16 protein-coding genes are annotated in these 14,230 nt (G+C 69.7%); 8 read left to right on the top strand and 8 right to left on the bottom strand.

Going from position 1 to position 14,230, the window contains the following annotated elements; genetic code table 11:
- Positions 1 to 78 precede the first annotated feature (78 nt).
- The gene (locus tag ABGB19_RS03975; RefSeq protein ID WP_347684213.1) at positions 79 to 1,053 is read right to left on the bottom strand and encodes a bifunctional riboflavin kinase/FAD synthetase; all 975 of its coding nucleotides are present in this window, start codon (positions 1,051 to 1,053) and stop codon (positions 79 to 81) included.
- Positions 1,054 to 1,133: 80 nt separating this feature from the next.
- On the opposite strand from ABGB19_RS03975, the gene mntR reads away from it, so the two are divergent.
- Positions 1,134 to 1,838: a manganese-binding transcriptional regulator MntR gene (gene mntR, locus ABGB19_RS03970; protein WP_347684210.1), complete on the top strand. Its 705-nt coding sequence runs from the start codon at positions 1,134 to 1,136 to the stop codon at positions 1,836 to 1,838.
- Positions 1,839 to 1,945: 107 nt separating this feature from the next.
- Here mntR and truB read toward each other — a convergent pair whose 3' ends face one another.
- The 3 genes from truB to ABGB19_RS03955 are packed head-to-tail and all read right to left on the bottom strand — an operon-like array spanning position 1,946 to position 4,460.
- Positions 1,946 to 2,833 (bottom strand): tRNA pseudouridine(55) synthase TruB, encoded by an 888-nt coding sequence (truB, locus tag ABGB19_RS03965; protein WP_347684208.1) that lies wholly within the window; start codon positions 2,831 to 2,833, stop codon positions 1,946 to 1,948.
- Positions 2,830 to 3,510 carry a 4'-phosphopantetheinyl transferase gene (locus tag ABGB19_RS03960; RefSeq protein ID WP_347684206.1) on the bottom strand — a complete coding sequence of 227 codons (681 nt, stop codon included), beginning with the start codon at positions 3,508 to 3,510 and terminating at the stop codon, positions 2,830 to 2,832. Before ABGB19_RS03960 ends, truB begins: the two co-directional genes overlap by 4 nt.
- Entirely contained in the window at positions 3,507 to 4,460 is a 954-nt protein-coding gene (locus ABGB19_RS03955) for a metallophosphoesterase (RefSeq protein ID WP_347684204.1), read from the bottom strand. Before ABGB19_RS03955 ends, ABGB19_RS03960 begins: the two co-directional genes overlap by 4 nt.
- 131 nt (positions 4,461 to 4,591) lie before the next feature.
- On the opposite strand from ABGB19_RS03955, the gene ABGB19_RS03950 reads away from it, so the two are divergent.
- Positions 4,592 to 5,161 carry a DUF3558 domain-containing protein gene (locus tag ABGB19_RS03950; RefSeq protein ID WP_347684201.1) on the top strand — a complete coding sequence of 190 codons (570 nt, stop codon included), beginning with the start codon at positions 4,592 to 4,594 and terminating at the stop codon, positions 5,159 to 5,161.
- Positions 5,162 to 5,229: 68 nt separating this feature from the next.
- Here ABGB19_RS03950 and ABGB19_RS03945 read toward each other — a convergent pair whose 3' ends face one another.
- Entirely contained in the window at positions 5,230 to 6,309 is a 1,080-nt protein-coding gene (locus ABGB19_RS03945) for a hypothetical protein (protein WP_347684199.1), read from the bottom strand.
- Positions 6,299 to 7,432, bottom strand: a complete 1,134-nt coding sequence (locus tag ABGB19_RS03940; protein ID WP_347684197.1) for a sulfotransferase — start codon at positions 7,430 to 7,432, stop codon at positions 6,299 to 6,301. The genes ABGB19_RS03945 and ABGB19_RS03940 overlap by 11 nt, the downstream gene beginning before the upstream one ends.
- A 124-nt stretch (positions 7,433 to 7,556) precedes the next feature.
- Between ABGB19_RS03940 and ABGB19_RS03935 the strand changes: the two genes are divergently transcribed.
- Both ABGB19_RS03935 and ABGB19_RS03930 read left to right on the top strand, forming a co-directional pair.
- Positions 7,557 to 8,174, top strand: coding sequence for a TetR/AcrR family transcriptional regulator (locus ABGB19_RS03935; RefSeq protein ID WP_347684195.1), 618 nt, complete (start codon positions 7,557 to 7,559; stop codon positions 8,172 to 8,174).
- A 10-nt stretch (positions 8,175 to 8,184) separates the two neighbouring features.
- On the top strand, positions 8,185 to 9,843 hold the full coding sequence (locus ABGB19_RS03930) for a CocE/NonD family hydrolase (RefSeq protein WP_347684193.1): 1,659 nt from the start codon (positions 8,185 to 8,187) through the stop codon (positions 9,841 to 9,843).
- Here the strand turns inward: ABGB19_RS03930 and ABGB19_RS03925 are convergent.
- Both ABGB19_RS03925 and ABGB19_RS03920 read right to left on the bottom strand, forming a co-directional pair.
- Entirely contained in the window at positions 9,832 to 10,395 is a 564-nt protein-coding gene (locus ABGB19_RS03925) for a DUF1802 family protein (protein WP_347684718.1), read from the bottom strand. The genes ABGB19_RS03930 and ABGB19_RS03925 overlap by 12 nt on opposite strands.
- Positions 10,392 to 10,667, bottom strand: coding sequence for a DUF2277 domain-containing protein (locus ABGB19_RS03920; protein WP_347684191.1), 276 nt, complete (start codon positions 10,665 to 10,667; stop codon positions 10,392 to 10,394). Before ABGB19_RS03920 ends, ABGB19_RS03925 begins: the two co-directional genes overlap by 4 nt.
- A 22-nt stretch (positions 10,668 to 10,689) precedes the next feature.
- On the opposite strand from ABGB19_RS03920, the gene ABGB19_RS03915 reads away from it, so the two are divergent.
- The 4 genes from ABGB19_RS03915 to ABGB19_RS03900 all read left to right on the top strand — a co-directional run bounded on the left by ABGB19_RS03915 (position 10,690) and on the right by ABGB19_RS03900 (position 14,156).
- Positions 10,690 to 11,451 (top strand): enoyl-CoA hydratase, encoded by a 762-nt coding sequence (locus ABGB19_RS03915; protein ID WP_347684189.1) that lies wholly within the window; start codon positions 10,690 to 10,692, stop codon positions 11,449 to 11,451.
- 89 nt (positions 11,452 to 11,540) lie between these two features.
- Positions 11,541 to 12,110 (top strand): class I SAM-dependent methyltransferase, encoded by a 570-nt coding sequence (locus ABGB19_RS03910; RefSeq protein ID WP_347684187.1) that lies wholly within the window; start codon positions 11,541 to 11,543, stop codon positions 12,108 to 12,110.
- Positions 12,111 to 12,201: 91 nt separating this feature from the next.
- Complete coding sequence (locus ABGB19_RS03905; protein ID WP_347684182.1) at positions 12,202 to 12,822, top strand: hypothetical protein; 621 nt, start codon at positions 12,202 to 12,204, stop codon at positions 12,820 to 12,822.
- Between the two features lie 32 nt (positions 12,823 to 12,854).
- The gene (locus tag ABGB19_RS03900) at positions 12,855 to 14,156 is read left to right on the top strand and encodes a sigma-70 family RNA polymerase sigma factor (RefSeq protein WP_347684180.1); all 1,302 of its coding nucleotides are present in this window, start codon (positions 12,855 to 12,857) and stop codon (positions 14,154 to 14,156) included.
- Positions 14,157 to 14,230: the final 74 nt, after the last annotated feature.

Here is a 14,230-nt window from a genome sequence, read left to right as displayed (position 1 = left end):
CCAGGTCGGCGAGAAGTCTAACAGCGCGCCCGCAACGGCGTGAAATCGCAGCTCACCGAGGCGGAGCCGCGCAGACTATCACTGCGCCGACAGGAGGGTACGGGCGTGCTCGGTGTCGGCGCCCATCTGCTCGACGAGGTCCTCGACCTTCGCGAACTTCTCCTGCCCGCGCAGGCGGGCGACGAAGTCGACGGCGACGTGCTGGCCGTACAGGTCGGCGCTGGTGTCGAGGACGAACGCCTCGACCGTGCGGGTGCGACCGGAGAACGTCGGGTTGGTGCCCACCGACACCGCGGCCTGATAGCGCTCGCCGGGGACGACGGTGCCGGTGATCGGGCCGTGGCCGAGCACGGTGAACCACGCCGCATACACCCCGTCGGCGGGGATCGCCGAATACATCGGTGGTGCGACGTTGGCGGTGGGAAAGCCCAGGACCTTGCCCCGGCCGTCGCCGCGGACCACCACGCCCTCGACCCGATGGGGACGGCCCAGCGCCTCGGCCGCGGCGACGACGTCACCGGCGTCCACGCAGGACCGGATGTAGGTCGAAGAGAACGTCACGGTCTCGTCTTGATGATGCTCGGCGACCAGCGACATGCCCTCGACCGCGAAACCGAACCGCTCACCGGACTTGCGCAGCAGCGCGACGTTGCCCGCGGCCTTCTTGCCGAACGTGAAGTTCTCCCCCACCACGACCTCCACCACATGCAGCCGCTCGACCAGCAGTTCATGGATGTAGCGCTCGGGGGTCAGCTTCATGAAGTCCGAGGTGAACGGCATCACCAGGAAGACGTCAATGCCCATTTCCTCGACCAGTTCGGCGCGCCGGGTCAGCGTGGTCAGCTGGGCGGGGTGGCTGCCGGGGAACACGACCTCCATCGGGTGCGGATCGAAGGTCATCAGCACGGTCGGCACTCCGCGCGAGCGACCGGCCTTGACGGCGTGGTTGATCAGCTCCTGATGGCCGCGGTGCACCCCGTCGAACACGCCGATGGTGACGACGCATCGGCCCCAGTCGGTCGGGATCTCGTCCTGTCCCCGCCAGCGCTGCACGGGGCTAGCCTACGGCGCGGCCACGCCTCGCCGCTTCGCTGCATGCCCAGATGAGGTGACCATTGCCTAAACTTTGTTCTGTGAATCCTGCCGGCGATGCGCGCGACCTGACGACGGTTGCCCAGGACTACCTGAAGGTCATCTGGACCGTGCAGGAGTGGTCGCTGGAGAAGATCAGCACGAAGCTGCTCGCCGAGAAGCTCGGCGTGTCGGCCAGCACGGCGTCCGAATCCATCCGCAAGCTGGCCGACCAGGGGCTGGTCAACCACGAGAAGTACGGCGCTGTGACGCTGACCGACGCCGGGCGTGCCGCCGCGCTGGCGATGGTGCGCCGGCACCGCTTGATGGAGACGTTCCTGGTCCGCGAGCTCGGATACAGCTGGGACGAGGTGCACGACGAAGCCGAGGTGCTCGAGCACGCGGTGTCGGATCGGATGCTCGATCGCATCGACGCCAAGCTGGGCCATCCGACGCGCGATCCGCACGGTGACCCGATCCCGGCCGCCGACGGCCGGGTGCCCACCCCCGACGCGCGGCAGCTGTCGGTGTGCCGCGACGGCGAGACCGGCACCATCGCGCGCATCTCCGACGCCGATCCGGAGATGCTGCGGTACTTCGACAGCGTCGGCATCAGCCTGGATTCTCGCTTGCACGTGCTGGCCCGACGTGACTTCGCGGGAATGATCTCGGTGGCCGTGAAATCCGCCGACGCCCGCGAGGACGATCCCGGCACCACCGTCGACCTGGGAAACCCTGCGGCAGAAGCAATCTGGGTGGTCAGCTGAGGGTTGGCGCCGATCGCGCCCATGACCCGGGTGCGCGCGCACGCGAGCTCCGTCGACCCCAGTGGCCATGAACCTAGGTTGCCTGCAGGATTGAACTGAACTGCGGATTACCGGGTGAGGGTGGCCGGGCGGATGACGACGACCGACTTCGTGTGCTCGGCTCCGTCTGTCAAGAGCGCGACGACTCTTCCGTCCGGTGCGACCGCGGCGTAGATGCCCTCGATGCCAGCGGGATTCAAAGGCCTTCCGTGACTGGCCGATTCGGCCTCGTCGGCCGTAAGGTCGCGACGGGCAAAGGTCAGCAGGCAGGCCTCGTCCAGCGAGTAGCTCAGCCGCGGTTCGTCGGCCAACTCCTCCAGCGTGCGGGCTTGATCGAGTCCGAAGCCGCCCACCCGGGTGCGACGCAGGGCGGTCAGATGTCCGCCCACACCCAGGGCGGCGCCCACGTCACGAGCCAACGCCCGGATGTAGGTCCCGCTTGAGCAGTCGACCTCGACGTCCACGTCGACCAACCCGGGTTGCCGCCGCACGGCAACGACTTCGAACCGGTCGACCCGAATCCTGCGGGCCGCCAACTCGACCGCCTGTCCCTCGCGGGCCAGCTTGTAGGCCCGCTGCCCGCCGACCTTGATCGCGCTCACCGCCGAGGGGACCTGGTCGATCTCGCCGCGCAACGCGGCCACCGCCTGCTCGATCTGCGCATCGGTGACATGGGCAGTTGAAAACGTCTGCAGCACTTCGCCTTCGGCGTCCTCGGTCGACGTCGTCTGCCCGAGCCGGATGGTGGCCGAATAGCTCTTGTCGGTGGCGGTGAGCAGGCCGAGAATCTTGGTGGCACGCTCGATCCCGACCACCAGCACGCCCGTGGCCATCGGGTCCAGGGTGCCCGCGTGTCCCACCTTGCGGGTGCCGAAGAACCGGCGGCATCGGCCGACGACGTCGTGGCTCGTCATGCCGGCGGGCTTGTCGACGACCACGAGACCGGCCTCGGTCACAGGACGATCGCGGTCAGCGCGATCCCGTCGCGCACCGACCAGCGCCCCGCCAGCGTCTCGAGCGGCGGCCCGATCTGCGCGACCGGATCGATCAGGATGCGGGACACGAAGCCGCCCGACGTCCCGCTGTCGTCGACGTCGAAGACGATATGGGCGTCCTCGAAACCCAGCCAGCGCCGGGTCAGTGGATACCACGCCTTGTACGTCGCCTCCTTGGCGCAGAACAGGACCCGGTCCCAGTGCAGGCCCCCGGGCAGTTCACGCAGTTCGGCGCGTTCTGCGGGCAGGCTGATCGCGTCGAGCACCCCGGTGGGCAGCACACCGTGCGGTTCGGCGTCGATGCCGACCGACCGCACGTCGGCCTGCCTGCCCACCACCGCACCGCGGTAGCCCTCGCAGTGAGTCAGGCTGCCGACCACTCCCTCGGGCCAGCACGGTTCGCCCTTCTCGCCCTTCAGGATCGGTACCGGACCGACGCCCAGTTCGCCCAACGCCTGCCGGGCGCAGTACCGGACGGTGATGAACTCGTTGCGGCGCTTGGCCACCGACCGGGAGATCAGCGGCTCCTCTTCGGGCAAGGGCATCAGTTCCGGTGGGTCGCTGTACAGTTCGGCGGCGGCCAACGACGGTGTCGCATCGAGCAGCACACCCGAGAGCAGCGATGCGGCCGTGGTCATCGACCCAGCCTTTCCGAAACCCGCTGCTGCACCTTCTGCGCGTGTTCGCGCATCTCCTGGGTGATCTCGAAGTGGCCGCCGAACTCGTTGAGGTAGCCGGGCGCGTACTTCGGGTCCGGCAGGATCTGCCGCAGCCACCGATACGGCTTGCGCCGCCGCCACTCTCGCGGATAGCCGACCGACACCTCCTCGAACCGCACCCCGTCGTACCACGTGGTGCGCGGGATGTGCAGATGGCCGTACACCGAACAGATCCCGTTGTAGCGGGTGTGCCAGTCGGCGGTCGCGGTGGTGCCGCACCACAGCGAAAACTCCGGATAGAACATCGCGTCGCACGGTTCGCGCACCATCGGGAAGTGGTTGACCAACACCGTCGGCGTCATCCAGTCGAGGTCCTCGAGCCGCTTGCGGGTGTAGGCCACCCGGTCGCGGCACCACGCGTCCCTGGTCGCATACGGCTCGGCCGACAACAGGAACTCGTCGGTGCCCACGATGTTGCGCTCCCGCGCGATCGCCAGGCCTTCGGCCTTGGTGGCCGCCCCGGCGGGCAGGAAGGTGTAGTCGTAGAGCAGGAACATCGGCACGATCGTGGCCGGGCCGCCCTCCTCGGTCCACACCGGGAACGGGTGCTCAGGAGTGACGATGCCCATCTCGTCGCACATGTTGACCAGGTAGTCGTAGCGGGCCTTGCCGAAGATCTGCATCGGGTCGCGGTTGGTGGTCCACAGCTCGTGGTTGCCCGGGATCCAGATCACCTTGGCGAACCGCTTGCGCAACAGATCGAGCGCCCAGTGGATCTCGTCGGTGCGCTCCGCGACGTCGCCCGCGACGATCAGCCAGTCGTCGGGTGAGGCCGGATGCAGCGACTCGGTCACCGGTTTGTTGCCGGTGTGACCCGTGTGCAGGTCGCTGATCGCCCACAGGGTGGGGCGCCGGCCGTCGCGTGTCACAACCGACCAGCCTACTGAACCGGCGGCGCGCGGCCCGCGGGGCAACTAGAACAGGTTCTCGTTTCCTCGCCGGCCCCCGGCGGGCGCCCGCTACACTGCCCGCTAGGTCGGACCGATGAGCAGGGGGTGTGATGGTCGCCAAGCTGCGCTTGGTCTCGGTGCTGTGCGCGCTGGTCACCGCGGTGATCGTGGTGTGGCAGAGCAGCCCGGCCGGCGCGCCGCATGTGAATGCCGACGACATTCCGATGACGAATGTCACCACGTCGATCAAGTGGCCCGTCGTCGAGACCACCGACCCGGCCCCGTTCAACCCGTGCAAGCAGATTCCGCTGGACGCCGTGCAGGCGATCGGGCTGGCCTACACCCCGCCGATTCCCGAGGACCAGCTGCGCTGCAAGTACGACGCCGGCAACTACCAGATGGCGGTCGAGGCGATCGTGTGGCGCACCTACGAGTCGACGTTGCCCCCCGACGCCGTCGAACTCGACATCGCCGGGCACCGCGCCGCGCAGTACTGGATCATGAAGCCGACGGACTGGAACAACCGTTGGTGGATCACCTGCATGATCGCGTTCGACACCGAGTACGGGGTGCTGCAGCAGTCGCTGTTCTACTCACCGATCTACTCCAACCCCAACCCGGACTGCATGCAGACCAACCTGCAGCGCGCCCACGAGCTCATCCCCCACTACGTGTTCTGAAGGCTCGACTGACGGCTCAGCCGCTTCACTGAATTTGACGGCTCAGCCGCTTCACTGAATTTGACGGCTCAGCCGTCGTGCTCGATCTGATCCATCGGGCTCGAACGCTCCAGCATGCCGATCGCCTCCTCGCCGTCCCAGCGATAGCGCACCCCCGCCTGCTGCAACGCCGGAAACGTCCAGTTCGCCATCAACGCGAGCTGGTCGGCGGGGATCTCGCTGCGATCGGTGATGTCGTGGGTGGACACCACCGTCTCGCCCTCGATGCGCACCGTGCCCCGGTCGGTTTCGAGCACCAGGGACACGTCCTCGCCGCGCGGCTGCAACCGGCGCAGCCAGGGCGCCTCCACGACCCGGGCGGGCACCAGGTCGCCGTCGCCACCGGATCCCCCGAAGTAGAGGTAGCCCTCGTTGTAGTTCGGCTGCCCGTCGGGTCGTGGCGGATACGCGATGTAGCCGAACGCCCGGCCGCTGCCGAACAACGCCGACTGCCAGCAGTGGCCCCAGAAGCCTTCGAGCTTGCGCACCCCCTGGCGCCGGATCCGCAACCCGCTGCCGGAGAACGACCGGTGCTCGCCGGCGATGTCGACCGCCCCGGTGGCGCGGAACAACTGCTCGTAGCGTGGCCCGCCCATGAGATCGCCGACGATCGACGTCTTGAGCTGCTCGTCGGCGTCGGCCCGCATGGCACCTTGCACCCAGGGCGGCACGGCCATCTTGGCCTCGACCTCGAAGCGCACGTCGACCAGCGGGCCGTCCTTGCGGCCTGCGGCCAGATCGGCCGACGACGTCTGCACGGCCCGGCCGTCGAACGCCACGGTCCACGTGTCGAAGGGCGCCACGCAGGCGAACGTCAGCGGCCCCGCGCCCAACACGGTCGGTCGCCCGTCGGGCCCCTCGACCGGCCTGCTGGGACCGTCGGCGCGCAGCCGGAACACCCGGCCGTCGGCGAACGCGATGTTGACCTGAAGACCGTGGGCCTCCCAGTTCGACGCGACAGCCTCGATGCCGATGCGCGGCAGACCGATCTCGCCGCGGTCGTCGAACACCCAGAAGCTCACGGAGTCGCGCATCTCCGGGTTGTCGGGCCGCCGCGCGAACATGAATTCACGGGCCGGGTCCATGCCGCCGGTCAGGTCAACGCTCATGAACGCTCCTCACGTACGAGTCCACGTAGTCGGCGAACAACGGCCGAATCTCGGTGAAGTCCAGTCCGAATGCCTCGGGGTCCGCTTTCGGGTGCGGTTCGCGCTTCTCGGCGTTCTCGGCCCACCACGTTCGCATCCGCGTTTCGAACTCCTCGGTGACGGGTTCGCCGAGCCACGCGTACAGGCGGGTCACCTCGCCGATCGGGTCGGCCTGCATGACGCGAAAGTCGATGTCGTAGAAGCGGTCGTCGGCGCCGGCGGCGCGGAAGGCCATCGTGCGCTGGATCCCGGTGGACCACTGCGCGACGTTCAGCTCGCCGAGAAAGCGCCGGTCGAGATCATCGGTGAAGCCACCCACGATGTCGGCATAGACGTCGACCACCGACAGCATCACGTCGGTGGGGTCACGGTGCGTCATGACGAACCGGGCGTCGGGAAACACGCGGTCCAGGTGCGCGAGTGACAGCACGTGCGCCGGGGACTTCAGCCGCCACGGCCGCGACCGCTCTCCCCACTGCAACAACTTGAGCACCCGCCGCTCGTAGACATAGGTCGGGGTGAAATCGGCGTTGTCACATAACCATTGGGAGTACGACGGGATCTGCGCATAGGCCTGGAAGATCTGCGACTTGAAGTCCAGCGCCATCAGGTCCAGGCACTCCATCGGGCCGCGGATGTCGTTGGGCACGTGGTGGCGGCTGCCGACGACGATCGGGCGCGCGTCCGGTGGGATGCGCGGATCGTCGCCCTGCACCGTCGACGGCGGCGGACACGGCTGCGCGGACTCCCAGCTGCGCAGGTAGCGGACGTCGGGGTCCTGGGCGAGCAGGAAGGACAGCGCCGTCGACCCGGTGCGCGGCAGGCCGAGCCCGAACAGCGGCGCCACGATGACCTCGTCGGCGATCTCCGGATGCCTGCGATACCAGTCCTCGACCTGGAGGCGCTGCGACAGGTGCAGTTCGATGCGGTGGTAGACGAAGGCCTCGCCGCGCGCGTTGAGCCGGGCCTCGTCGCGCAGCGCGCGGGTGAGAATCTGCAGGCCTTCGCGAAACGAGTCGTCGCCGAAGTCGTCGAGACCCGTCCGCCCGACGGCGCGGGCCATCAATTCTGTCGCCGATGCCACGGTGCACCTCCCACCTACTCGTCGGCGAACGTGCATTACCGCTCGAAGGTTCGGCATTTTTTCGAGCCGTAAAGCACGTTCGCCGCACCTTGCACCCAATTAGTGACAGTAGACTGTCATCATTATGGGCGACCCGTCAAGAGCGCAGCGGCGCTCCTACGACAACAGCGCCCGTCGCCGGAAGGCCACGCAGACGCGTGAGCGCATCGTCGGCGCGGGCAGCGAGTTGGTGCACGAGTTCGACAGCTGGGACTGGCGGGCGCTGACGTTCCGCGCGGTGGCCGAACGCGCCGGCGTCGGCGAGCGAACGGTGTACCGGCACTTCCCCACCGAACGTCACCTGCACGCCGCGGTGATGCAACAGCTCGAAGCGGAAGCCGGCGTGTCCTACGAGGACGTGACGCTCGACAATCTCGGTACGGTGACCGCGCGCGTTTTCGCGTCGCTGCAACGCTTCTCGGTGCGCGAGACCTTCCCGACCCCGACCGATTCGGCGTTCGTCAGTTCCGACGAGCGCCGTCGCGAGGCGCTGCTGCGCGCCGTCGACGAGGCGGCGCCCGGGTTGCCGGAGGGCCGGCGACGCAAGGTGGCGGCGCTGCTCGACGTGCTGTGGAGCCCGGCGTCCTACGAGCGCCTCGTCGGGGTGTGGGGACTCGACGGCGAGGACGCCACCTCGGCCATCGACTGGGCGATGACCGGCGTGGTGCGGGCGCTTGACTCGGACGCCGGATCGCCTGCGTAGCCTCGACGGGGTGACCGTCGACGCTCCTGCCCGTCCAACCACCGCGCGGCTCGCCGGACGCACCCTCTCGCGCCTGCTGCGGCTGCCGCCGCACGAGTGCGACTTCACGGTGAACAAGGTGCACGTCCCGATGCGCGACGGTGTCGAGCTGAGGGCCGATCACTACGCGCCCGCGACGGCAACCCCGACGGGCACGCTGCTTGTCCGCTGCCCGTACGGCCGTCGCTTCCCGTTCTCGGCGCTCTACGCCGGCGTATACGCGTCGCGCGGCTATCACGTGGTGTTCCAGAGCGTGCGCGGCACGTTCGGCTCCGGTGGCGAGTTCAACCCGATGGTCAACGAGATCGCCGACGGAGCCGACACCGTGGCGTGGCTGCGTGAGCAGGACTGGTTCACCGGGTCCTTCGCCACGATCGGGTTGTCGTACCTCGGCTTCACCCAGTGGGCGCTGCTGGTGGACCCGCCGCCGGAGATGAAGGCCGCCGTGATCACCGTCGGGCCGCACGACGTGAGCGGACCGCGCTGGGGTCGAGGGACGTTCGCGCTGAACGACTTCCTCGGCTGGAGCAATCTGGTGGCCCGCCAGGAGGAGCCCAGCCGGCTGCGTGCCCTGCTGGGCCAGGTTCGGGCACGTCGTGCCCTGGCGCGCGCGACGACCGGACTTCCCGCGGGTGACGCGGGCCGGTCGCTGCTCGGCGCCGGTGCGCCGTGGTGGGAGTCGTGGCTGGACCACCCGGAGCCCGACGATCCGTTCTGGACGTCGCTGAACATCCGGGAAGCGTTGGACCGCACGGAGATTCCGGTGTTGTTGATCGGCGGCTGGCAGGACCTGTTCCTGGAGCAGACGCTGGCCCAGTATCACCGGCTGCGGGAGCGGGGAGTGCCGGTCGGCCTGACGCTCGGATCGTGGACGCACACGCACTTGATGACCAAGGCGGCGCCGACGGCCGTCCGCGAGTCGCTGGATTGGCTCGGCACCCATCTCGGCGGAGGCGGCGGGCGCCGGCGGCATCCGGTGCGCGTCTTCGTCAACGGCCGCGGCTGGGCGGAACTGCCCCAGTGGCCACCGGCGATGCCCGAGCAGGCGCGCTACCTGCAGCCGGGCGGCAGGCTCGGTGACGCGGTGCCTCCGGAGTCGGCCCCTGCCGCGACGTTCACCTACAACCCGGCCAACCCGACGCCGACGATCGGCGGCCGGCTGCTCTCGCCCGAGGGCGGCTACCGCAAGGACCACCACCTGGCCCAGCGCGCCGACGTGCTGAGCTTCACCGGCGATCGCCTGCCCACCGACCTCTACCTGGCCGGCACGCCGGTGCTGGAGCTGTCTCACTCGTGCGACAACCCGCACAACGACCTGTGGGTGCGCATCAGCGAGGTGGACGCGCGGGGCCGGTCGCGCAATGTCAGCGACGGATACCTCGGTGGCGCACCGGATTCGGGCCTTGTGCGCATCGAACTCGATGCCGTCGCGCACCGCTTCCGGGCCGGGTCGCGGATCCGCGTGCTGGTGGCCGGCGGGTCGCATCCGCGGTTCGCTCGCAACCTCGGTACGGGCGAGCCGCTCGGCACGGGCAGCAGGCTGGAGTCGGCCACCCACACCGTGCATCTGGCCGACGGCGTTTCGCGACTGCTGCTGCCCGCGGGTCCGCGCCCGCCGTCAACCGACTGAGTGGCGTACGTCCGCGGCGATCTTCCTCAGCGTCGCCTCGTCGTGGACGGGCGGGCCCCACTGCGGGTCGACGGGCAGTGACACCCAGCTGGTGCAGCCGGCGTAGTCGGGCGTACGCGCGATCCGGGCCGGCTGCGTCAGCGGGCAGGCCTGGACGACCAGCGCGGTGAGCGGGTGCCTGGGGCGGAAGTCCAGCCGGTCGGCGCGCACCGACTCGTCGGTCCAAATATGCTGTCCGGCAATGTCTTCCAACCCCTGCGGCCGCTTGACGTCGATCGCGGCCACGACGGCGGCCCCGGCGCGGATCGTCACCGCGTCCTCGGTGCTGTCATCGGCCGCCGCGGCGAGCAGGTCGCGGTGTTCGGAGCGGACCCGCTCGGCGTGGCTGTGGGCGACGGTGGGAAACAACAGGAAGCGCGACGCCGTGACGGCGAACCGCTTCTCACCGATACCGCCCTTGCGCAGCAGCACCGTCTGCCTGCCGTCGAGCAGCGCGTGCACCACCGCGCTCCACTCCTCGAGCGCGGGCTGGGTCGCCGTCGTGGTCGTTATGTCGCCGCCTTCGCCGCGATCCGGGCCCGCACCTCGGGCCTGCGCAGCGGCGGCACGGTCTTGGGCGGCTGGCGTCGCGGCGGCAGCGAGGCCAGCAGCCGCTGGGTGGTCGCGGTGACCTCGGCGACCGCGTCCTCGAAGGCGTCGGCGTTGGCGGCCGTCGGCCGGGTGATGCCGCTGACCTTGCGGATGTACTGGCGTGCGGCGGCTTCGATCTCCTCGTCGGTCGCCGCCGGCTCCAGCCCGCGCAGCTCGGTGATGTTTCGGCACATGCGTCCACGATAGGTTCATTCGATGAGCTCTTCGGAAAACATTCTGCTGATCGAGACGCAGGACCGGGTCCGGACCCTGACGCTGAACCGGCCGCAGGCCCGCAACGCGCTGTCGGCCGAGTTGCGCGGACGCTTCTACGCCGCGCTGGGCGACGCGCAGGCCGACGGCGACGTCGACGTCGTCATCGTCACCGGGACCGACCCGGTGTTCTGCGCGGGGCTGGACCTCAAGGAGCTCGGCGACACCACGGAGCTGCCGGACATCTCGCCGAAGTGGCCGCCGATGAGCAAGCCGGTGATCGGGGCGATCAACGGCGCGGCGGTGACGGGTGGCCTGGAGATCGCGCTGTACTGCGACATCCTGATCGCCTCCGAGCAGGCCCGCTTCGCCGACACCCACGCCCGCGTCGGACTGCTGCCCACGTGGGGGTTGTCGGTGCGGTTGCCGCAGAAGGTCGGTATCGGCATGGCCCGGCGCATGAGCCTCACCGGCGACTACCTCTCGGCGGCGGAGGCGTTGCGGACCGGCCTGGTCACCCAGGTGGTGCCGCACGACGAGCTGCCGGCGATTGCGCGCCAGGTCGCCGCGTCGATCGTCGGCAACAACCAGCGCGCCGTGCAGGCGCTGCTCGCGTCGTACCACCGCATCGACGAGGCGCAGACCAACGAGGGCCTGTGGATCGAAGCGGCGTCGGCCCGCGAGTGGATGCGCACCGCCAGCGGCGACGACATCGCCGCCAACCGCGCCGCGGTCCTGCATCGCGGCCGCACCCAGGTCCGCTAGAAGCCGCTTTGTGGCGCGAGCGCGCGTGCTCTGCACACGACACGCCGCGGAAATCTCAGCGCCTCGTTGACGCTCGTAGGCTGACGAGCGTGAACGAAGCGCACGAGTTCTGCGGCAGCGACGAATGGCGGCAGATGATCCGCGAGGTGATCCTGCCGTGGGCGCTCGGCGACGTCGACCTCGGTGACGACGTGCTGGAGGTCGGGCCCGGCTACGGCGCAACCACCGACGTGCTCGGCGCATCGGTTGCCCACCTGACGGCGGTGGAGATCGACGACGACCTGGCCGCGATGCTGCGCGAGCGGTTCAAGGGCATGCCGTCGATCGAGATCGTCAACGGCGACGCCACCCGCCTCGGCTTTGCCAACCAAAGCTTGACGGGTGCAGCGTGTTTCACGATGCTGCACCACGTGCCAACAGTTGAGCTGCAGGACCGGCTGTTCGCCGAGGTCGCGCGGGTACTGCGACCCGGTGCCGCGTTGGTGGCCGGTGACAGCCTCGGCAGCGACGAGTTGGCCTCCGCCCACGAGGGCGACACCTACAACCCCGTCGACCCCGCGACGCTGCCGGCCCGGCTGGAGGCCGCCGGTTTCGGCGACGTACAGGTCAAGACCAACGACTACGGCTGGGCGGCCGTCGCGAGGGCACCGAAGATCTAGTCGTCGAAAAAGTGTCAGAGGAGCGCAGGCTGGTCGCTCCTACCGGTAACCGCAGCCCAACCGGGGCCGCGCACATACCGAAGGACCAGCCATGACCACCCACCTCGACACCCAATCGCAGACCGCCACCGTCGCGGCCGCCTGGGCGGCCAGCCCGCTCGGACAGCCCGGGCAGGACGAGTACGTCGCCGACGAGCGCATCATCGAGGAACCGGTTGACGAGCGATCGCCGGTGGCCCGGCACGCCCTGCTCGCCACGGCGCTGGCCGTCGGCGTCGGCGCCGGCACCGCGGTGGCGTTGATGCTCTTCGACGCGGGACCCGCTCAGGAGACGGTCGTGGTGCCCGGCACCGCACCCGAGCACGCTGTGCTCGTCACCGACAGTGCCGCGCCGACGACGTCCGTCGCGCCCGCACATGACCGTCGGGGACTCGACGTGAACACGCCACCGGCCGTCGCGCCGCATGAGCAAACGGTCGTCGTCAACACCGCGCCACCCGCCCAGCCGCCGGCCCCCGCTCAGCACCCGACGCCCGAGCAGCCGTCTGCACCCGAAGAGCCCTCCGGCGAAGACCCTCAGGAGCCGCCGCAGCCGCCTCCGCCGCCGGTGGTGGACGATTTCAAGCTTCCCGAACCGCCCGCACCCGAGCCCGACCCGCTGCCGGATCCGGGGCCGCCGATCTTCGTCCCTCCACTGAACCTGGGGTCGTAGCATCACCCATACCCATCAGGGAGAGCGACGCCATGACGGCTATACCGGACTGGGAACTCGGCGGCCAGCCCCTCAGCGACGCCGAACTGGTCGCTGCCTCGGCGGCCGGGGACCAGGGTGCGTTCGCGCAGATCTACGACCGCTACGCCGACCGGCTGCACGACTTCTGCATCGGGATGCTGGCCGACCGGGACGGTGCCGCCGACTGTGTGCAGGACACCTTCTGCATCGCTGCGACGCGGCTCCGGCAACTGCGCGACCCGCAGAGGCTGCGGCCGTGGCTGTATGCGATCGCGCGCAGTGAGGTGCTGCGCCGGATCCGCGAGCGGCGCCGCGAGACACCGTCGGATGACCTGCCCGACACGGCGTCCGCGGATCCCAGCCCGGACACCCTCGCGGCGCGCATGGAGCTCGCCGACCTGGTCGCCGAGGCGGCGGGCGGGCTGTCGGACCGCGACCGGTCGGTGCTGGAGTTGGCATTCCGCCACGGCCTCGGCGGTCCCGACCTCGCCGACGCACTCGGGGTCACCCCCGCGAACGCGAACACCATCGTGCACCGGCTGCGCGAAACCGTTCAACGCTCGCTCGGGGCCCTGCTGGTGTCCCGGAGGGTGCGCAGTTCCGGCGGCTGCCCCGAGTTGGCAGAGATCCTCGACGGCTGGGACGGACAGTTCACCGTGCTGATGCGCAAACGCATCTCGCGCCACATCGAGTCGTGTGCCGTCTGTGACGAGGAACGACGCCGGCTGGTCAGCCCGGTGGCCCTGCTGGGCGCCGCTCCGGTGTTCATCCCGGCGCCAGCGTGGCTGCGCGAGCGCACACTGACCGAGGTCGAGCTGACGTCGGCGTCGCGGTCGTTGTCCGGGCAGCGGCGCGACCAGGGTTACCTGCTGCCGGCCACGCTGTTCCTGGGTGCTCTGGTCGCGGCGATGGCGCTGATCTTCTTGTGGTTCGGTCAGGACGACGCGGCCGTCTCACCGGTCGAGGTGAGCCAGACCATGCCGCCCCCGCCGCCACCGCCGACCGCTGCGATCACCCCGACGCCGAGCGTCAAGCCGACGCCCCGTTCGGTGGCGCCGCCGACGTCGGCACCGCCTGCGCGTGTCACGACACCGACGGCCGAACCGTCTGCGGCCGAACCCCCGCCGGCGGCCGATCCCCCGCCGCCGGTCATTCCGCCGGAGCCGCCACCGGTCACACCGCCGCTGCCGCCGTGGCCCGAGTGGCCCCCGCAGCCGCCGCCTCCTCCGCCGCCGCCCGGGGGCGGGATCACCGGTCCGGGCGATCTGGTGGCGCCACCCGGCGAGCCTCCGCGCGGGTCGGCCGTGCCGTGACGGCAGGTTGTGCACGCTCGGCGTTCGTGAGCGTGCACAACCAGCTGAAATTCCGCGGCGTGTCGTGGGCGCAC

Origin of the sequence: Mycobacterium sp. B14F4 (assembly GCF_039871645.1) — a bacterium.
Taxonomy (GTDB): domain Bacteria; phylum Actinomycetota; class Actinomycetes; order Mycobacteriales; family Mycobacteriaceae; genus Mycobacterium.
The sequence above is the reverse complement of the archived record's forward strand: the minus strand, read 5'-3'. Positions and strand labels throughout refer to the sequence as shown.